This is a genomic window from Streptomyces sp. SID5464 (assembly GCF_009862985.1).
Classification (GTDB): Bacteria; Actinomycetota; Actinomycetes; order Streptomycetales; family Streptomycetaceae; genus Streptomyces; species Streptomyces chartreusis_D.
The window spans coordinates 21,375-38,829 of record NZ_WWIQ01000058.1 but is presented as its reverse complement, the minus strand read 5'-3'; the positions used below and the strand labels follow the sequence as shown (position 1 = coordinate 38,829).

The window sequence follows — 17,455 nt, the reverse complement described above, 5'->3', positions numbered from 1 at the left end:
CCTCCGTAACTCTGGGTGTACCGAGCGTTGCGCAGGGGAACAGTCCGGTTCAATGCTTGGCGTGTGACACCGGTGCACTGTCACGGAGGGGGAAGCCGTGAGCCGACGGAACGGCGGGGAGTCGGGGGCGAGTACGGCGGCCGTGTTCGGGGAGGTGCTGCGGCACTTCCGCGAGGCGGCGCTGCTCACGCAGGAGGCGTTGGCGAGGCAGATCCCCTGCGACCGCTCGCACGTGGCGCGGGTGGAGGCGGGCACGAGGGTTCCGCAGGAGGGTTTCGCGAAGACGTGCGACGAACTTCTCGGCACGGGTGGGGTGTTGCTGCGGTTGTGGGGGCGGATCGATTGGTATCCGCAGGTGGAGCATCCTGACTGGTTTCGGCGGCGGGCTGAGATGGATGAGGTGGCCGTCACTTTGCGGGAGTACCAGGAGCGCCTGATCCCGGGCCTCTTGCAGACGGGCGACTATGTCCGGGCGCTGTTCCGACGCGTCGCCAGCGGCGACGAGGTCGAGGAGCGCGCCCACGCCCGACTGAGTCGGCAGCGACGATTTCTCGCCGAGGGCGGTCCGCTGTACATCGCCGTTCTGGACGAGAGCTGTCTACGCAACGTGGTCGGTAGCCCGGCAATCATGAGGGACCAGTGCGCCCATCTGCTTCGCGTCGGGCAGCGGCCCAACATCCGCATCCAGGTCGCCCCGGCGAGCTTCCCGGAACTCCTGCGGCCCAACGTGTCCATGTCGCTGATCGAGCTGCCGGACGGGCACCGGTGGGTGTATTCGGAGTCACTGGACCGCGGCCATTTCAACGACGATCCGAGCGTCTACACAGGTCATAGCCACGCCTATGATGTGCTCAGGGCGGACGCTCTGTCAGTCCGCGAGTCCGTCGCCCTGATCAGCGACGCGATGAAGGGGTACGAGCAGCATGAACAGGCACGAACTCTGCGCGGCGACCTGGATCAAGAGCAGCTACAGCGGCGAAAACGGCGGCAACTGCGTGGAAATAGCCCCCGGTTTCCCCGACACCGTCCCCGTCCGCGACAGCAAAACCCCTGACGGTCCGGTCCTGGTCGTCGGTCGATCCGCCTGGTCGGCGTTCACCGGAGCTCTCTGAGGACTACGGCTGGTCGTCCCTCTTGTCCTCGTCGTCGAGGGACTTCAGGAACTCGGGGTTGTCGTCGGGCGCCACCCACTGCCGGGGCCGACCCCCCGCCGGCGTCCGCTTCTTGCCCGCGATGAGCCAGGAGATCGACCCGACGAGCGGAAACAGCAGCACGAGGATCGCCCACAGCGGCTTGGGCATGTGACGGATGTCGTCGTCCTTCGTGCTGATGCAGTCGATGAACGCGTACACGCTCAGCGCCAGCGGCACGAGGAACATCAGTACCCGGAGCATGCGCGGCCTCTCAGCGAAAGCGGGTGGGCGGTTCCAGGCCAGGGTAGCCGCTCGGGGATACTGGACCGCATGGCTTACGACGATCTTCGCTCCCTGCTCAGGGCTCTGGAGCGCGAGGGCGACCTCAAGCGCATCAAGGCCGAGGTGGACCCGTACCTGGAGGTCGGGGAGATCGTCGACCGGGTGCAGAAGGCCGGCGGCCCGGCGCTGCTCTTCGAGAACGTGCGCGGCTCGCGCATGCCCCTCGCGATGAACGTGTACGGCACGGACCGGCGGCTGCTGAAGGCGCTGGGCCTGAAGTCGTACGGCGAGATCTCGGAGCGGATCGGCGGGTTGCTGAAGCCCGAGCTGCCGCACGGGTTCGTCGGTGTGCGGGAGGCCTTCGGGAAGCTCGGCGCGATGACGCACGTACCGCCGAAGAAGGTCAAGGACGGCCCGGTGCAGGAGGTCGTCCTCACCGGGGACGACGTCGACCTGGAGCAGCTTCCGGCCCTGTTCACCTGGCCCAAGGACGGCGGCTCCTTCTTCAATCTGGGGCTCACCCACACCAAGGACCCGGAGACGGGCATCCGCAACCTCGGGCTGTACCGCCTCCAGCGCCACGACAAGCGCACGATCGGCATGCACTGGCAGATCCACAAGGACAGCCGGAACCACTACCAGGTGGCGGCCAGGCGCGGTGAGCGGCTGCCCGTCGCGATCGCCTTCGGGTGCCCGCCCGCGGTGACGTACGCCTCCACCGCGCCGCTGCCCGGGGACATCGACGAGTACCTGTTCGCCGGCTTCCTCGCGGGCAAGCGGATCGAGATGGTCGACTGCAAGACCGTCCCGCTCCAGGTGCCGGCGCAGGCGGAGGTCGTGATCGAGGGCTGGCTGGAGCCGGGCGAGATGCTCCCCGAGGGCCCGTTCGGCGACCACACCGGCTTCTACACGCCCCAGGAACGCTTCCCCGCCCTGAAGATCGACTGCGTGACGATGCGGAAGCGGCCGTTGCTCCAGTCGATCGTCGTGGGCAGGCCGCCGACGGAGGACGGACCGCTCGGCCGTGCGACGGAACGCTTCTTCCTGCCGCTGCTGAAGATCATCGTGCCGGACATCGTGGACTACCACCTGCCGGAGGCGGGCGGTTTCCACAACTGCGCGATCGTCTCGATCGACAAGAAGTACCCGAAGCACGCGCAGAAGGTGATGCACGCCATCTGGGGCGCGCACATGATGTCGCTGACCAAGCTGATCGTGGTCGTCGACTCCGACTGCGACGTCCACGACCTGCACGAGGTCGCCTGGCGGGCGCTCGGCAACACGGACTACGCCCGGGACCTCAGCATCGTCGAGGGCCCCGTGGACCATCTCGACCACGCCTCCTACCAGCAGTTCTGGGGCGGCAAGGCCGGTATCGACGCGACGAAGAAGTGGCCCGAGGAGGGCTACACGCGTGACGGCGGCTGGCCCGACATGGTGGAGTCCGATCCGGAGACGGCGGCGAAGGTGGACCGCCGCTGGAAGGAGTACGGGCTGTGACCTCCGCTTCCGCCGCGATCCCCCAGCCGGGACGGACGAAGGCCTTCCTCCGGCTGGTGATGATCGAGCACTCGGTCTTCGCGCTGCCCTTCGCCTACATCGCCGCCCTCACGGCGATGTTCCAGTGGGACAAGAACATCCACTGGGGGCGGCTGCTGCTGGTCACCATCTGCATGGTCGGGCTGCGTACCTTCGCGATGGCGGTCAACCGGATCATCGACCGGGAGATCGACGCCCGTAACCCGCGCACGGCACACCGCGAACTGGTGACCGGCGCGATGTCGGTACGGCACGCGTGGACGGGCGCCCTGATCGCCCTGGTCGTCTTCCTCGGCGCGGCGGCCCTGCTCAACCCGCTGTGCCTGGCGCTGGCACCCATCGCGGTGATCCCGATGGTGGTCTACCCGTACGGCAAGCGGTTCACGAACTTCCCGCAGGCCATCCTGGGCCTCGCCCAGGCGATGGGCCCGGTCGGCGGCTGGCTGGCGGTCACGGGGTCCTGGTCCTGGGACGCGGTGATCCTCGGTCTCGCCGTCGGCATCTGGATCGGCGGCTTCGACCTGATCTACGCCTGCCAGGACGTCGAGACCGACCGCGAGATCGGCGTCATGTCCGTCCCGGCCCGCTTCGGCATCCCGGCGGCCATCTGGGGCGCGCGGGTCTGCCACACCCTCACCACGGCCCTCTTCGTCTGGTACGCCCTGGCCACCGACGCGGGCGCCTTCTTCTGGCTGGGCCTGCTGATCGTCGCCGCCGCGTTCCTCTACGAACACAGCATCGTCCGCCCCCACGACCTGTCCCGAGTGAACCGCGCGTTCTTCAGCGTCAACGGCTTCATCGGCATAGCCCTGTTCGTGTGCGCGCTGCTCGATCTCTTGGTTCGGGGCCTGACCGTGTAACGACGGTGCGGCCTACCATCGAGGGCAGGACCCCAGGGAGGCCACCGTGACCGTCCCGGGCATCGACCGCCTGCACTCGCAGCTCAGCAAGCTGGAGGACATGTTTCCCGGCTTCCTGACGGAGATCGTCGAGGGCAGCATCGTGATGAACCCGGTCCGTCATCCCGGCCGAGGCCGAGGCCGAGAACCGCAGCGCGTACCCCGCCGACCTGATCGAACTCGTCGCCGAGGTGGTGTCCCCGGAAAGTGTCCGCCGTGACTACGCGATGAAGCCCCGGTGGTACGCCTCGCGGGGTATTGCCAACTACCTCGTGCTCGATCCGCTCAAGGGCCACGTCGTGACCATGTGGAACCCCGGCCCCGACGGCTACCGAGACCGCGGCACGCTCTCGTACGGCGCCGAACTGGCCGTCGACTCCTCACTCGGCAAGCTGTCGATCCCCACCGCCCGGCTCCCGGTGGACCCGAAGGCCCGTTCCTAGGACGCGAGCGCTCGGCTCGCTGCCGGCCGGCGGAACACGAACGCCGCTGCCACGCCCGCCAGGAGGCCCAGCAGGTGGCCCTGCCAGCTGATGCCGGTCTGGGTGGGGGCCAGGCCCGCCAGGATCGAGCCGCCCCAGATCGCGGCGATCAGGATGCCGACCAGGACGCCCAGCGGGCGGCGCTCGACGAAGCCGCTGACCAGGAGGAAGCCGAAGAGGCCGAAGATCAGGCCGGAGGCGCCCGCCGTGTTGGTGTGCGCGGGGGCTATGAGCCACACGCCCAGGCCGTCGGCGATCACGATCAGCGCGCAGACCAGCAGGAAACGGCGCAGGCCCGCCAGCGCGGCGAGGAAGCCGAGGACCAGCAGCGGCACCGTGTTCGCGGCCAGATGGGCGAAGCCGAAGTGGATGAACGCCGACGGCACGACGTCGACCAGTTCGGACGGGGTGCGCGGCGTGACGCCGAGGCCGTCCAGCGCGTGGCCGCTGAGCACGTCCACCACTTCCAGCAGCCACAGCAGCGCGATCCAGACCAGCATGAGCTTGCCCGCGGCCAGCGCACGGTCGCCGCGCGACCACTCGCCTCCCACTCCCGACATGAACACCCCCAGTGTTCGCTCGTCCCCTCCGGGGAACGCCCCGCCCCCCTTGGCCGGTTCCCACCCTGCGACGCCGGATAGGCTCGGTGTTGTGAACCCAGTCAAGCCAGGCGAGACACCGCGTACGCCTTGGATCGTAGGGGTGTCCGGCGCCTCCGGCACCCCGTATGCCGCTGCCGTGCTGCGGGCCCTCCTCGCCGCCGGCGAGAGCGTCGACCTCGTGGTGTCCCGAGCCTCCCGCCTCACCCTGCTCGACGAGACCGGGATCTCCTTCCGGGACGCCCACTGGCAGGACGACCTGCGGGAATGGCTGTCCCGGGGCGCCGACGGCAAGCCCGGCACGTTCTCCGTGGACATCGACGCCGTGCGGCACTGGAGCCCCGGCGACCTGGCCGCCGGTCCCTCCTCGGGTTCGTACTCCACCAAGGGCATGCTGATCGTGCCCGCCTCGACCGCGAGCGTGGCCGGGGTCGCGCTCGGACTGTCGAAGGACCTGTTGCAGCGGGCGGCGAGCGTGACCCTGAAGGAGCGCCGCCCCCTGGTCGTGGCCGTACGCGAAACCCCGCTGAACGGCCAGACCCTGCGGCACCTGGTCACCCTCGACGACGCGGGCGCGACCGTCGTGCCCGCCTCACCCGCCTTCTACGCGGGCGCGACGCACATCCAGGACCTGGTGGACTTCGTCGCCGGACGCGTACTCGACGCGGCGGGCGTGCCGCACCGGCTCTACCGCCGTTGGCAAGGTGAGCTCGGCGGCGGAGCACACCACGCCGGCTAGGCCACACCCCCTGTACGTCATCACAACCACAGACTTTTCAGACAACTTCAGCGGAAGGCTTCGATCGCAATGGACGCGGTGGACAGGCAGCTCATCCAGGCCCTGAGGGAGAACGGCCGGGCCTCCTACGCAGAGCTGGGACGCCTCGTCGGGCTGTCGGGACCCAGTGTCACCGACCGCATCAACCGGCTGGAGGCGGCCGGAGTCATCACCGGCTACCGCGCCACCGTCGACGCCGCCTCGCTCGGCCTCGGTGTCACCGCCCTCATCGGCATCTCGCTCTCCGACGCCACCGACCACGAGGACGTGGCCCAGCGGCTGCGGGACCTCTCGGAGATCGAGGACTGCTGGTTCATCGCGGGCGACGACTCGTACATGCTCAAGGTGCGGGCGACGGACGTGGACGGCCTGGAGAAGATCATCCGGCGGCTCAGCGGCACGAAGGGCGTCTCGCGGACGCGTACGACGATCGTGCTCTCCACCAAGTGGGAGAACCGGGTCGGGGAGCTGCCGGAAGAGGAGTAGTCGTACCGTTGGGACGTCGTCGATGAAAGGTGTGGGCATGGATCTCGGGCTCAAGCGCGAGCTGGAGGAGAAGGTCAGGGCGGGTGTTCGCCTGACCCGTGAGGACGGCATCGCGCTGTACGAGTCGGACGACCTGGCCTGGCTCGGCGGCCTGGCCCACGAGGTGCGCACGCGCAAGAACGGCGACGTCGTGCACTTCAACGTCAACCGTCACCTCAACATGACCAACGTGTGCACCGCCTCCTGCGCGTACTGCTCCTTCCAGCGCAAGCCGGGGGAGAAGGACGCGTACACGATGCGGATCGAGGAGGCCGTCAAGCTCGCGAAGGCGATGGAGGGCGAGAACCTCACCGAGCTGCACATCGTCAACGGGCTGCACCCGAACCTGCCGTGGCGCTACTACCCGCGCTCGCTGCGGGAGCTGAAGGCCGCGCTGCCGCACGTCTCGCTGAAGGCCTTCACGGCGACCGAGATCCACCACTTCGAGACCATCTCCGGGATGAGCGCGTCCGAGATCCTGGACGAGCTGATCGACGCGGGGCTGGAGTCGCTGACCGGTGGCGGTGCGGAGATCTTCGACTGGGAGGTCCGGCAGCACATCGTGGACCACCGGACCCACTGGGAGGACTGGTCCCGGATTCACCGGCTGGCGCACGAGAAGGGTCTGAAGACCCCCTGCACGATGCTGTACGGCCACATCGAGGAGCCGCGGCACCGGGTGGATCACGTGCTGCGGCTGCGTGAGCTCCAGGACGAGACCGGGGGTTTCCAGGTCTTCATCCCGCTGCGGTACCAGCACGACTTCGTCGACATGCAGGACGGCAAGGTTCGTAACCGGCTGCAGGCCCGGACGCAGATGGCGACCGGGGCGGAGGCGCTGAAGACCTTCGCGGTGTCGCGGCTGCTGTTCGACAACGTGCCGCACGTCAAGGTCTTCTGGGTCATGCACGGGGTGCAGACCGCGCAGCTGGCGTTGCAGCACGGTGCGGACGACATGGACGGGTCCGTCGTCGAGTACAAGATCACGCATGACGCGGACAACTACGGGACGCCCAGCAAGCTGACCCGTGAGGATCTGCTGGATCTGATTCGCGATGCCGGGTTCCGGCCGGTGGAGCGGAACACGCGGTACGAGATCATTCGGGAGTATGACGGGCCCGACCCGGAGCGTCGGGAGTCGCCGCAGCCGATGCGGGTGTGATTCCTTCGTCGGCGGGTGCGGGTCGTGGGGGCTGATCGCGCAGTTCCCCGCGCCCCTGGGTGGGGTACCCGGAGGGCATGGTCAGCACCAAGGCGCCTGAGGACGCCTACACCGCAGAACCCTTCGTTCCAGATCGCGGTGGGCTTCCCGCCCTGCGCCGTGCCGCTGCCGGGTGTCGCGGCTGTCCACTGCACCGGGACGCCACCCAGACCGTGTTCGGGGCTGGGAACACGGACGCTCGCGTCATGCTCGTGGGGGAGCAGCCCGGGGATCAGGAGGACCGGCAGGGGAAGCCGTTCGTCGGGCCCGCCGGACGGCTCCTGGACCGGGCCCTGGAAGAGGCGGGCATCGACCCCTCGGAGGCCTACGTCACCAACGCGGTCAAGCACTTCAAGTTCACCCAGGCCGAGCCCCGCAAGCGCCGGATCCACAAGGCGCCCAACCTGCGTGAGATGACCGCCTGCGGCCCCTGGCTGGCCGCCGAGCTCGCGGTCGTGGAGCCGGAGCTGATCGTCGTGCTCGGGGCCACCGCCGGGAAGGCGCTGCTCGGGTCCTCCTTCCGGGTCACGCAAGTGCGGGGCACGGTGCTGGAGGAGGAGATCCACGGCCGGCCGGAACGGCTGGTACCGACGGTGCATCCGTCGTCGGTGCTGCGGGCGGACGACCGGGAAGCGGCGTACCGGGGGCTGCTGTCGGACCTCAAGGTGGCGGCGCAGGCACTCTCGTAATAGCTACAATCGGCCTATGCCCCTTACCTTCACGCTCGACCCCGCCGTCACCCCCGCCCTGCGCGACGGCCTGCTCGATCTGTGGACCGACGTCTCCAACGCCGGGGGAGCCGTCGGCTTCGTGCCGCCGGTGACGCGCGAGGACGTGCGCCCCGAGCTGCTGAGGCACTTCGCGGCGATGTCGGAGGGCCGGGCCAGACTGCTCGCCGGGCACGACGAGGAGGGCCGGGTCGCGGCGACCGCGTTTCTCACGTTCAACACGCACCATCTGATGACGCACTGGCTGTGGCTGTACACGGTGATGGTGCACCCGCGTCACCAGGGCAAGGGCTACGGGCGTGACCTGCTCGCCGCCGCCGAGGAGGCGGCCCGTGGCCTCGGCTTCGAGGCGATCCGCCTCACCTGCCGGGGCGGTCTCGGTCTGGAGCGCTTCTACGCGTCCTGCGGCTACAAGGAGGTCGGCCGCGTCCCCGGCGCGATCCGGGTGGGGCCCGGCGACGACCGGGACGACGTCTTCATGCTGCTGCCGCTCATCTGAACCCCGGCTCGCACCCCCCTGCAAGATCGACGGTCCGGCGTGCTTCACTGGACGGTGCCCCTTTGGGTGCGTTCTGGCCGTTCGAACCGGAAGAGTGGATTGAGATGCTCCGCTACACGCTGATGCGCCTCGGGATCTTCGCAGGCTGCCTCGTGGTCGTCTGGGGCCTCGTCTACTCCGGCCTCGCCCCGCGCGGCCTCGGTGCCAGCAACGGCCTGTGGATCGTCATGCTCGCCCTGCTGATCTCCGCGCCGATCAGCTTCGTCGTGCTGCGCAAGGAGCGGGACCGGGCGTCCGTGCAGATCGTGCAGCGGGTGGACCGGATGAAGGCCAACCTGGAGGCCAACCGCAGCCAGGAGGACGTCGCCGACGACACCTCCCGGGCGCAGGGCCAGACCTCCTGAGGTCTCCTCACACGGGCGTACAGCGCCCCGCTTCCGTGGACGTTCGGAAGCGGGGCGCTTTGTGTTGTGCGAGTGGGTATGGCTCTCCGCCTGTCAAAGGCAGGCTTTGGGGTCCTCAAAGCTCAGGTGTTAAGGTCGTTGTCATGAAGTCAGCAGTCGCGCCCCCCATGCCTTCGAGCGTCGTGCTCGTGGCGCGCCTGCACGTGGATCTCTGTCGGTGCGCGTCCGCTGCCTGTCGTCCCTGACGTCACGCAACCCCCCGTCGTCTCCCACGTCAGTTCCTACGCGTCCCCCAACGGAGCCCGTCCGTGTCCTCACGCACGAAGTCCTTCAAGGTGCCCTTCTGGGCCCAGATAACCGCCGGTCTCGTCCTGGGCGTGCTGCTCGGCTGGCTCGCCCGCGGCCAGGACCTGTCCTGGCTGGTCACGTCCCTGGAGAAGGTCGGCGACACCTTCATCGGCCTGCTGAAGCTCGCCGTCGCCCCGCTCGTCTTCTTCGCGATCCTGGTCTCGATCACCAACCTGCGGAAGGTCAACAACGCGGCCCGCCTGGCCTCGCGCACCCTCCTGTGGTTCATGGCCACGTCGCTGATCGCGGTGAGCATCGGCCTGGTCATCGGCCTGGTCACCAACCCCGGTGCCGGTACCGGGCTCACGCCCAAGGACGGGGAGCTGCCGGAGAAGACCGGCTCCTGGATCGACTTCCTGACCGGCATCGTGCCGACGGACGTCATCACGCCGTTCACGCAGCTGAACGTCCTCCAGATCGTCTTCATGGCGGCCGTCGCCGGTGTCGCCGCCCTCCAGCTGGGCGAGAAGGCGCAGCCGATCCTCAACCTGAGCGAGTCGGTCCTCGAACTGCTGCAGAAGGCGCTGTGGTGGGTCATCCGGCTCGCCCCGATCGGCACGGCCGGCCTCATCGGCCACGCCATCGCCACCTACGGCTGGGACCTGATCGGCAAGTACGCGACGTTCACCGCCGACATCTACGTCGGCTGCGCGATCGTCCTGTTCGTGGTCTACCCCACCCTCCTCGCCACGGTCGCCAAGACCGGCCCGCTCCAGTTCTTCAAGGGCGCCTGGCCCGCCATCCAGCTGGCCTTCGTCTCCCGCTCGTCCGTGGGCACGATGCCGCTGACGCAGAGGGTCACCGAGCGGCTCGGCGTGCCGCGCGAGTACGCGTCCTTCGCGGTGCCCTTCGGCGCGACGACGAAGATGGACGGCTGCGCCGCGATCTACCCGGCCATCGCCGCGATCTTCGTCGCCCAGATCTTCGACATGCGGCTGGGCATCGGCGACTACCTGCTGATCGCGTTCGTCTCGGTGGTCGGCTCCGCCGCCACGGCCGGCCTGACCGGCTCGACCGTCATGCTGACCCTCACCCTCTCCACGCTCGGCCTGCCGATGGAGGGCGTGGGCCTGCTCCTCGCGATCGACCCGATCGTCGACATGGTCCGCACCGCGACCAACGTGGCCGGCCAGGCCCTGATACCGGTCCTGGTCTCCGCCCGCGAGAACATCCTCGACCGCGAGGCCTACGCCACGGCCGACGGCTCATCCCTGGATTCCCTGGATTCCCCCGACTCTTCGGACTCCCTGGACGAGCAGCGGGTCACCGCCGCGGCCTGACGGGACGACGGCCCCGGCCGGTCCTCTTCGGCTTCCCGGCCGAGGGCCGTCCGGGGGACCGTACGCTAAGTGGTATGGGTGCCGTGAAGACCAAGCGGATGCCGCGTGCGGTCCGTGAACAGCAGATGCTGGACGCCGCCGTGCAGATCTTCGGACAGCGCGGGTACATGGCCGCGTCGATGGACGAGATAGCCGAACTCGCGGGCGTGTCCAAGCCGTTGGTCTACCTGTACCTGAACTCGAAGGAAGACCTCTTCACCGCCTGCATCCGCCGCGCGGCCACGGCACTCGTCGAGGCGGTACGGGCCGGTGTCCGGCCCGATCTGCCCGCCGACCGGCAACTCTGGGAAGGGCTCGGCGCGTTCTTCGAGCACACCGCGCGCCACCCGGACGCCTGGTCGGTACTGCACCTCCAGGCCCGTACGCACGGCGAGCCCTTCGCGGCCGAAGTCGCCGCGATGCGCGAGGAGATCGTCGCGTTCGTGACCCAGCTGATCCTCGCCGCCGCTCGCGAGGCACACCGCGATCCCGACCTGCCGGAGCGGGAGGTCGCCGGCCTCGCCGAGGCCCTGGTCGGCGCCGCCGAGTCGCTCGCCGCCTGGGCCAACGCCACCCCGGGCGTCACGGCCCGCCAGGCCGCGGCCACGATGATGAACTTCGCCTGGGCGGGCCTGGGCGACCTCATGGCGGGGCGGCCCTGGTCACCGCCGGAGGAGCAGGCGGGGCCCGGGCCGGACGGGAGCTGAGGCGGCGACGGGGGCGGGCAGCGGCCCTCGACGGTCCGGCCCGGCCGTCACGCCGGGCAGACGTCCCCGGTCACGTGCACCCGCTCGTCCCCGCTCCGCAGTTCGAACCGGCCGTCCTCCGCCGCGTACGTCACCGTCCCGGGCAGCAGGACCGGTGCCCGGAAGTGCGCGCGTACGTGACAGGAGTCCGGCGTGCCGTGTGCGGCGAGGCAGCGGGCGACGGTCCACATGCCGTGGGCGATGGCCCGGGGAAAGCCGAACAGGCGGGCGGTGAGCGGGTGGAGGTGGATCGGGTTGCGGTCGCCGGACGCCGCCGCGTACCGCCGTCCCACATCCTCGGCGAACCGCCACTCGGCGACGGCCGGCAGTGGCTTCCGCACCTCCTCCCGGGGCGCCCCGGCGGGCCGTCGCGTGCGGTGCCGGGCGAGGTAGGTGCTCCTCGACTCCCATACGACCTCCCCGTCCTCACGCACCTCGGTGACGACCGTCGCCTCCGTGCCGCGCCGGTGGGGCGTCAGCCCCTCTACGTACACCGTGAGTTCGTAGCCGCCGGTGGCCGGCATCGCCCGGTGCCGGGTGATCGTGATCGACGTGTGGACGAGTCCCAGCAGCGGCAGCGGAAAGTCCCGGCCGCTCATCAGCCGCATGGCCAGGGGGAAGCCCAGCACGTGCGGATAGGTCAGCGGCAGCGCGTCCTCCCCGGTCGGGAACCCGCAGACCCGCTCGTACGCCGCCAGCCGGGCGAGGTCGACGCGCAGGCCGGGCAGGACGAGACGGGTGCGCGGGAACTCCGCGTCGGGGGCCGGGCGTTTGAAGGGGGACAGCAGGGCGCCGCGCGCGAGGAGCGGGGCGAGGGAGGGGGACCCGGTGAGGACGAGAGCGGCGTCGGTCATCACGCCCCCAGCAGGCTCTGGCCGCATACGCGCACGACCTGCCCGTTGACCGCGCCCGAGGCCGGGTGCGCGAGCCAGGCGGTGGTCTCGGCGACATCGACCGGAAGACCGCCCTGCGCGAGGGAGTTCATGCGGCGGCCCGCCTCGCGGATGAACAGCGGGACGGCGGCCGTCATCTTCGTCTCGATGAAGCCCGGCGCGACCGCGTTGACCGTCACCCCGTGCTCGGCGAGCGCGCGCGGCGCGAGGGAGCGGACCAGGCCGACGATGCCCGCCTTGCTCGCCCCGTAGTTGGTCTGGCCCGCGTTGCCGGCGATGCCCGCGATCGAGGCGGTCGCCACGATCCGGCCGCCCCGGTGCAGCGTCCCGGCCTTCAGCAGCGCGTCCGTCGTGCGCAGCACGCTCGCCAGGTTCACCTCCAGCACCGGGATCCAGCGCTCGGCGGGCATGTTCACCAGTCGCCGGTCCCGCGTGATGCCCGCGTTGTGGATGAGCAGGTCCAGGCCGTCCGGCAGGGCCTCGGCGATCCGCGCGCCCGCGTCGGCGGCCGTGATGTCGAGGAGCAGCGCGGTGCCGCCGAGCCGGTCGGCGACGCGCCGGGCGTCCCGCTCGGCCTGCGGCACATCGAGGACGACGACCCGGGCCCCGTCCCGGGCGAGTGTCCCGGCGACCGCCTCGCCGATGCCGCGCGCGGCACCGGTGACCAGGGCGGTGCGGCCGGCGAGGGGGCGGTTCCGGTCGAGGGGGGTGGCGGGCTCGTCGCCGGACCCGACCTCGATCACCTGCCCACTCACGTAAGCCGACTTGGGCGACAGCAGGAAGCGGAGGGTGGACTCGGCCGCGTGCGCGTCCCCGAGCCGGACCAGGTTCACCGTCCTGCCCCGGCCGATCTCCTTGCCCAGGGAGCGCGTGAAGCCCTCCAGGGCCTGCTGGGCGGCGGCCTGGTGATGGTCGGCGGGGTCGAGCGGCGCGCCGAGCACGACCACGCGTCCGCTCGTGGCGATCGACCGCACGACGGGGTGCAGCGCCGCGTGCACCTCGGCCAGCCCCTCGACGTCCCGCACCCCGCTCGCGTCCAGGACGACGGCGGCCGCCCGGTCGGAGCCGGCCGGGGCGATCCCCGTACGGGCGAGGACCGGCGCCAGGTCGAGGGCGGATCTGCCGGCGGTGAGGTGCAGCAGGCCGCCGTCCAGGGCGGGCCGCTCGGGGGACCAGCGGGTCAGCGCCGCGGGCTGGGGCAGGCCGAGCCGGCGGGTGAGGAATCGGCCGGGCGCGGTACCGGTGAAGCGCAGATAGCGGTCGGCCATTCCAACTCCCAGTTCCCGATGACGTCTCACTGAAGACCCACCCCTGCTTACTCTGGAGTAAGGTTACCGTAGGTAAGGCTACGTCACAGGCGAGGAGCGGGTCGAGATGAGCCCCCAGAAGATGTCGGTGCGGCGTGTGGCGGTCGTCGGCGGAGCGCGCATCCCGTTCGCCCGCTCCGACGGCCCGTACGCCACCGCCTCCAACCAGCAGATGCTCACCGCCGCCCTCGACGGCCTGGTCGAGCGGTACGGGCTCCAGGAGCCGGGCGCGGTCGGCGAGTTCGTGGCCGGCGCGGTCCTCAAGCACAGCCGCGACTTCAACCTGGCCCGCGAGACGGTCCTCGGCTCGCGTCTGCACCCCACCACCCCCGCCTACGACATCCAGCAGGCCTGCGGCACCGGACTCCAGGCCGTCATCGCCGCCGCCAACAAGATCGCCCTCGGCCAGACCGAGTCGGCGGTCGCGGGCGGCGCCGACACGGCGAGCGACGCGCCCCTGGGCGTCAACGACACCCTGCGCCGCATCCTCCTGGAGGCGCGCCGGGCGAAGTCGCTGGGCGAGCGCGTGAAGGCCCTGGCGAAGGTTCGCCCGGGTCACCTCGTCCCCGACGTCCCGCGCAACGCCGAGCCGCGCACCGGCCTGTCCATGGGTGAACACGCCGCTGTCACGGCCCGCGCCTGGGGCATCGGCCGCGAAGCCCAGGACGAACTGGCGGCGGCCAGTCACCAGCGGCTGGCGGCGGCGTACGAACGCGGCTTCTTCCAGGACCTGGTGGTCCCCTTCCGCGGCCTGGCCCGCGACCAGAACCTGCGCCCCGGCTCGACCGTGGAGAAACTCGCCTCCCTGAAGCCGGTGTTCGGCCTCGGCCACCCCGACCCGACCATGACGGCCGGGAACTCGACGCCGCTGACCGACGGGGCCGCGACCGTGCTGCTGGCGAGCGAGGAGTGGGCGAGGGAACGCGGCCTGGAGCCGCTGGCGTACCTCACCGCGTACGAGACGGCGGCCGTCGACTTCGTCGGCGGAGACATCGCGGGCGGCGAGGACGGGCTGCTCATGGCACCCGCGTACGCGGTGCCGCGCATGCTGGAGCGGGCCGGACTGGGCCTGGCCGACTTCGACCTGGTGGAGATCCACGAGGCCTTCGCCTCCCAGGTGCTCGCGACGCTCGCGGCCTGGGAGAAGCGGGGCCTGGGCACGGTGGACCGCACCCGGCTGAACGTCGCCGGCTCGTCCCTCGCCACCGGCCATCCCTTCGCCGCCACCGGCGCCCGGATCGTGGCGACCCTGGCCAAGCTGCTCGCCGAACGGGACGCGCCCGCCCGCGGGTTGATCTCGGTCTGCGCGGCGGGCGGGCAGGGCGTGACGGCGATCCTGGAGCGGGCCTGAGAGCGACGGCGTACCGAACCTGAAGGACCCTCACGTAACCCCCGAGAATGCACAGGCCTGGCTCCGGACCATCCCCGAACCCGCACAAACCCGCCACGTGAGGCCCGTACGATCCCGTTCCTACCGGCAGTAACCCCTTTCTGGGGGTTCAACCGGTTGAGCGCCTCGGCGTGCGAGGCACGTACGTCATGCAGCAAGCAGTTCCTTTCGCTGCGCGCCCCAGGAGCCGCCCCGTGTCCACTGCCCATCCCTCCTCCGCCTACGGCGACATGTACGGCGGACCGGTCCTCGTCGAGCCCGAGACGCGGCGGCTGGACGGGGTCGTACGGGAGGCGTCCGTACCGCCGCTGGCGCCGCCGTGGACCCACGGGTCGCTCGCCGACCTGCCGTTCGACAACGCGAGCGCGAACCCGGACGCCGTGGCGCTCAGCCGCAAGAACGCCGACGGGCGCTGGAGCGACGTCACGGCGGCCCGGTTCGCCGGCCAGGTGCTGGCCGTGGCGAAGGGACTGATCGCCGAAGGACTGATGCCCGGCGACCGGATCGCGGTGATGGCCCGCACGATCTACGAGTGGACCGTTCTGGACTTCGCGGCCTGGGCGGCCGGGCTGGTCACCGTCCCCATCTACCCCACGTCCTCCGTCTTCCAGGCCCGCTGGATCCTCCAGGACTCCGGCGCGGTCGCCCTGGTCACCGAGTTCTCCGGGCAGGCCGCCGCACTCGGCCCGGAGCGCGAACGCCTGCCCGACCTCAGGCACATGTGGATCGTGGAGAAGGGCCACGTCGACCGGCTGGTCGAAGCCGGCGCGCACCTCTCCGACCAGGAGGTCGAGGTGCGGCGCGGCATGCTGGGCCCCGACACCCTCGCCACCCTCATCTACACCTCGGGCACCACGGGCCGTCCCAAGGGCTGCGCGCTCACCCACGGCAACTTCTTCGCCGAGGTCGACAACGCGATCGAACTCCTCTACCCCGTCTTCAAGGCCAGGACCAGCGAAGAGGCCTCGGTCCTGCTGTTCCTGCCCATGTCCCACGTCTTCGGGCGCATGGTGGCGATCGCCTGCGTCCGCGCCCGCGTACGGCTGGGCCACGCGCCGAGCATCAAGGCGGAGAATCTGCTCCCGGACCTGGCGAGCTTCCGGCCGACCTGTCTGCTCGCCATCCCGTACATGCTGGAGAAGGTCTTCAACTCGGCCCGGGCCAAGGCCGAGGCGGGCGGCCGGGTGACGTCGTTCGACCGCGCGGTGGCGGTGGCGCGGCGCTACGGCGAGGCGATGGAGGCCCAGCAGACGGGCACCGGCCCCGGCCCCTCCCGCGCCCTCAGAGCCGCCCGGGTCTTCTACGACCCCCTGGTCTACCGCCGGATCCGCAACGCCATGGGCGGCAGGGTCCGCTACGCCATCTGCGGCGGCTCACCACTGGGCCGCCGCCTCGCCGCGTTCTACGCCGGAGCCGGCATCGAGATCTTCGAGGGCTACGGCCTGACGGAGACGACGGGCGCGTCGACCGTCACCCCGCCCCTCAAACCCCGCCTGGGCACGGTCGGCTGGCCCCTGCCCGGCACCCGCGTCCGCATCGCCGCCGACGGCGAGATCCTCCTCGCCGGCGACCACGTGCTGCGCGGCTACTGGGACCCCCAGGCCGGTGGCGTCGTACCCGCCGCCCCCGACGGCTGGCTCGCCACGGGTGACATCGGCGAACTGGACGACGAGGGCTACCTGACGATCACCGGCCGCAAGAAGGAAATGCTGATCACGGCGGGCGGCAAGAGCGTCGCCCCGGCGCCCCTGGAGAACTGGCTGCGCTCCCACCCGCTGATCTCCCAGTGCATCGTCGTGGGCGACGGCCGTCCCTTCGTCTCGGCCCTGATCACCCTGGACCCGGACGGCATCACCCACTGGCGCCAGATGAACGGCAAACACCCCGTGCCGCCCAAACTCCTCGTCGACGACGAAGAGCTCCGCGCCGTCCTCCAGCGCGCCGTCGACGAGGCCAACAAGATGGTCTCCCGCCCGGAGTCCATCCGCCGCTTCGCGATCCTCCCCGAGGACTTCTCCGAGGAAGCGGGCCATCTGACGCCGTCGATGAAGCTCCGCCGCGAGGCGGTGATGCGCGCCTTCGCGGCAGAAGTGGAGGGTCTGTACAGGCGGTGAGGCACCTTTGCGATCTCTTCACACGGGGTTCTTGACGTCGCAAGGCGTCTGGCCGTTGGCTTTCAGCCACCGCGTCGCGATGCTCCCCCATCGGAAGGCACCACCAGTGAAAGCGCGTAACACCCGTCGGTCCGCTGTGCGTCCCCTCTCCATAGCCCTGGCGGTCTCCGTAGCGGCCCTGTCCCTCACCGCGTGCGGCGACGGGAGTGACGACTCCGCAAGCGTGAAGAAGGGCAACGACATCACGGTGGGCCTGCTGCTGCCCGACC

General features: G+C 70.4%; 19 protein-coding genes and 1 pseudogene. 16 read left to right on the top strand and 4 right to left on the bottom strand.

What is annotated here, in order from left to right; genetic code table 11:
- Nucleotides 1-97 precede the first annotated feature (97 nt).
- Nucleotides 98-1,054: a helix-turn-helix transcriptional regulator gene (locus GTY47_RS28245; RefSeq protein ID WP_010043406.1), complete on the top strand. Its 957-nt coding sequence runs from the start codon at nucleotides 98-100 to the stop codon at nucleotides 1,052-1,054.
- On the top strand, nucleotides 1,002-1,112 hold the full coding sequence (locus GTY47_RS41275; protein WP_231911242.1) for a DUF397 domain-containing protein: 111 nt from the start codon (nucleotides 1,002-1,004) through the stop codon (nucleotides 1,110-1,112). Before GTY47_RS28245 ends, GTY47_RS41275 begins: the two co-directional genes overlap by 53 nt.
- A gap of 3 nt (nucleotides 1,113-1,115) precedes the next feature.
- Here GTY47_RS41275 and GTY47_RS28240 read toward each other — a convergent pair whose 3' ends face one another.
- A complete protein-coding gene (locus GTY47_RS28240) occupies nucleotides 1,116-1,394 on the bottom strand; it encodes a PLD nuclease N-terminal domain-containing protein (RefSeq protein ID WP_010043404.1) in 279 nt (92 codons plus the stop codon).
- A gap of 69 nt (nucleotides 1,395-1,463) precedes the next feature.
- On the opposite strand from GTY47_RS28240, the gene GTY47_RS28235 reads away from it, so the two are divergent.
- The 3 genes from GTY47_RS28235 (at nucleotide 1,464) to GTY47_RS28225 (ending at nucleotide 4,296) form a co-directional block, all read left to right on the top strand.
- Nucleotides 1,464-2,915, top strand: a complete 1,452-nt coding sequence (locus GTY47_RS28235) for a menaquinone biosynthesis decarboxylase (protein WP_010043402.1) — start codon at nucleotides 1,464-1,466, stop codon at nucleotides 2,913-2,915.
- Nucleotides 2,912-3,814 carry a menaquinone biosynthesis prenyltransferase MqnP gene (mqnP, locus tag GTY47_RS28230; RefSeq protein ID WP_010043399.1) on the top strand — a complete coding sequence of 301 codons (903 nt, stop codon included), beginning with the start codon at nucleotides 2,912-2,914 and terminating at the stop codon, nucleotides 3,812-3,814. Before GTY47_RS28235 ends, mqnP begins: the two co-directional genes overlap by 4 nt.
- A 161-nt stretch (nucleotides 3,815-3,975) precedes the next feature.
- The gene (locus GTY47_RS28225; RefSeq protein ID WP_324604462.1) at nucleotides 3,976-4,296 is read left to right on the top strand and encodes a Uma2 family endonuclease; all 321 of its coding nucleotides are present in this window, start codon (nucleotides 3,976-3,978) and stop codon (nucleotides 4,294-4,296) included.
- Here the strand turns inward: GTY47_RS28225 and GTY47_RS28220 are convergent.
- The gene (locus tag GTY47_RS28220) at nucleotides 4,293-4,895 is read right to left on the bottom strand and encodes a rhomboid family intramembrane serine protease (RefSeq protein WP_029181418.1); all 603 of its coding nucleotides are present in this window, start codon (nucleotides 4,893-4,895) and stop codon (nucleotides 4,293-4,295) included. The genes GTY47_RS28225 and GTY47_RS28220 overlap by 4 nt on opposite strands.
- A gap of 91 nt (nucleotides 4,896-4,986) precedes the next feature.
- On the opposite strand from GTY47_RS28220, the gene GTY47_RS28215 reads away from it, so the two are divergent.
- The 8 genes from GTY47_RS28215 to GTY47_RS28180 all read left to right on the top strand — a co-directional run bounded on the left by GTY47_RS28215 (nucleotide 4,987) and on the right by GTY47_RS28180 (nucleotide 11,443).
- Entirely contained in the window at nucleotides 4,987-5,673 is a 687-nt protein-coding gene (locus GTY47_RS28215; protein ID WP_050810281.1) for a UbiX family flavin prenyltransferase, read from the top strand.
- A gap of 69 nt (nucleotides 5,674-5,742) precedes the next feature.
- A complete protein-coding gene (locus GTY47_RS28210) occupies nucleotides 5,743-6,198 on the top strand; it encodes an Lrp/AsnC family transcriptional regulator (protein ID WP_010043395.1) in 456 nt (151 codons plus the stop codon).
- Between the two features lie 37 nt (nucleotides 6,199-6,235).
- Entirely contained in the window at nucleotides 6,236-7,399 is a 1,164-nt protein-coding gene (gene mqnE, locus GTY47_RS28205; protein WP_010043393.1) for an aminofutalosine synthase MqnE, read from the top strand.
- Between the two features lie 77 nt (nucleotides 7,400-7,476).
- Nucleotides 7,477-8,127 carry a UdgX family uracil-DNA binding protein gene (locus GTY47_RS28200; protein WP_029181417.1) on the top strand — a complete coding sequence of 217 codons (651 nt, stop codon included), beginning with the start codon at nucleotides 7,477-7,479 and terminating at the stop codon, nucleotides 8,125-8,127.
- A gap of 16 nt (nucleotides 8,128-8,143) precedes the next feature.
- Nucleotides 8,144-8,665 (top strand): GNAT family N-acetyltransferase, encoded by a 522-nt coding sequence (locus GTY47_RS28195; RefSeq protein ID WP_010043389.1) that lies wholly within the window; start codon nucleotides 8,144-8,146, stop codon nucleotides 8,663-8,665.
- A gap of 104 nt (nucleotides 8,666-8,769) precedes the next feature.
- Nucleotides 8,770-9,069 carry a DUF4229 domain-containing protein gene (locus tag GTY47_RS28190; protein ID WP_010043388.1) on the top strand — a complete coding sequence of 100 codons (300 nt, stop codon included), beginning with the start codon at nucleotides 8,770-8,772 and terminating at the stop codon, nucleotides 9,067-9,069.
- Nucleotides 9,070-9,377: 308 nt separating this feature from the next.
- Complete coding sequence (locus tag GTY47_RS28185; protein ID WP_010043385.1) at nucleotides 9,378-10,697, top strand: dicarboxylate/amino acid:cation symporter; 1,320 nt, start codon at nucleotides 9,378-9,380, stop codon at nucleotides 10,695-10,697.
- 74 nt (nucleotides 10,698-10,771) lie between these two features.
- Complete coding sequence (locus tag GTY47_RS28180) at nucleotides 10,772-11,443, top strand: TetR/AcrR family transcriptional regulator (protein ID WP_010043383.1); 672 nt, start codon at nucleotides 10,772-10,774, stop codon at nucleotides 11,441-11,443.
- A gap of 47 nt (nucleotides 11,444-11,490) precedes the next feature.
- On the opposite strand, the gene GTY47_RS28175 is transcribed toward GTY47_RS28180, so the two are convergent.
- The gene (locus GTY47_RS28175; protein ID WP_010043381.1) at nucleotides 11,491-12,336 is read right to left on the bottom strand and encodes a MaoC/PaaZ C-terminal domain-containing protein; all 846 of its coding nucleotides are present in this window, start codon (nucleotides 12,334-12,336) and stop codon (nucleotides 11,491-11,493) included.
- Nucleotides 12,336-13,643 (bottom strand): 3-oxoacyl-ACP reductase, encoded by a 1,308-nt coding sequence (locus GTY47_RS28170; RefSeq protein ID WP_010043379.1) that lies wholly within the window; start codon nucleotides 13,641-13,643, stop codon nucleotides 12,336-12,338. Before GTY47_RS28170 ends, GTY47_RS28175 begins: the two co-directional genes overlap by 1 nt.
- Before the next feature lie 106 nt (nucleotides 13,644-13,749).
- Here GTY47_RS28170 and GTY47_RS28165 point away from each other — a divergent pair, with 106 nt between their 5' ends.
- The 3 genes and pseudogenes from GTY47_RS28165 to GTY47_RS41270 all read left to right on the top strand — a co-directional run.
- Nucleotides 13,750-15,033 (top strand): acetyl-CoA C-acetyltransferase, encoded by a 1,284-nt coding sequence (locus tag GTY47_RS28165; protein ID WP_010043377.1) that lies wholly within the window; start codon nucleotides 13,750-13,752, stop codon nucleotides 15,031-15,033.
- A 233-nt stretch (nucleotides 15,034-15,266) separates the two neighbouring features.
- The gene (locus GTY47_RS28160; RefSeq protein WP_010043375.1) at nucleotides 15,267-17,186 is read left to right on the top strand and encodes an AMP-dependent synthetase/ligase; all 1,920 of its coding nucleotides are present in this window, start codon (nucleotides 15,267-15,269) and stop codon (nucleotides 17,184-17,186) included.
- 79 nt (nucleotides 17,187-17,265) lie between these two features.
- A pseudogene (locus tag GTY47_RS41270) lies at nucleotides 17,266-17,455 on the top strand (ABC transporter substrate-binding protein); the annotation flags it as partial.

Excerpts from the sequence above, each read along its gene's own strand:
- GTY47_RS28240 (WP_010043404.1), bottom strand. The coding sequence starts at position 1,394 with ATGCTCCGGGTACTGATGTTCCTCGTGCCGCTGGCGCTGAGCGTGTAC.
- GTY47_RS28195 (WP_010043389.1), top strand. The coding sequence starts at position 8,144 with ATGCCCCTTACCTTCACGCTCGACCCCGCCGTCACCCCCGCCCTGCGC.
- GTY47_RS28210 (WP_010043395.1), top strand. The coding sequence starts at position 5,743 with ATGGACGCGGTGGACAGGCAGCTCATCCAGGCCCTGAGGGAGAACGGC.
- GTY47_RS28200 (WP_029181417.1), top strand. The coding sequence starts at position 7,477 with ATGGTCAGCACCAAGGCGCCTGAGGACGCCTACACCGCAGAACCCTTC.
- GTY47_RS28180 (WP_010043383.1), top strand. The coding sequence starts at position 10,772 with ATGGGTGCCGTGAAGACCAAGCGGATGCCGCGTGCGGTCCGTGAACAG.
- mqnE (WP_010043393.1), top strand. The coding sequence starts at position 6,236 with ATGGATCTCGGGCTCAAGCGCGAGCTGGAGGAGAAGGTCAGGGCGGGT.
- GTY47_RS28190 (WP_010043388.1), top strand. The coding sequence starts at position 8,770 with ATGCTCCGCTACACGCTGATGCGCCTCGGGATCTTCGCAGGCTGCCTC.
- GTY47_RS28235 (WP_010043402.1), top strand. The coding sequence starts at position 1,464 with ATGGCTTACGACGATCTTCGCTCCCTGCTCAGGGCTCTGGAGCGCGAG.
- GTY47_RS28220 (WP_029181418.1), bottom strand. The coding sequence starts at position 4,895 with ATGTCGGGAGTGGGAGGCGAGTGGTCGCGCGGCGACCGTGCGCTGGCC.
- GTY47_RS28175 (WP_010043381.1), bottom strand. The coding sequence starts at position 12,336 with ATGACCGACGCCGCTCTCGTCCTCACCGGGTCCCCCTCCCTCGCCCCG.
- GTY47_RS28165 (WP_010043377.1), top strand. The coding sequence starts at position 13,750 with ATGAGCCCCCAGAAGATGTCGGTGCGGCGTGTGGCGGTCGTCGGCGGA.
- GTY47_RS28170 (WP_010043379.1), bottom strand. The coding sequence starts at position 13,643 with ATGGCCGACCGCTATCTGCGCTTCACCGGTACCGCGCCCGGCCGATTC.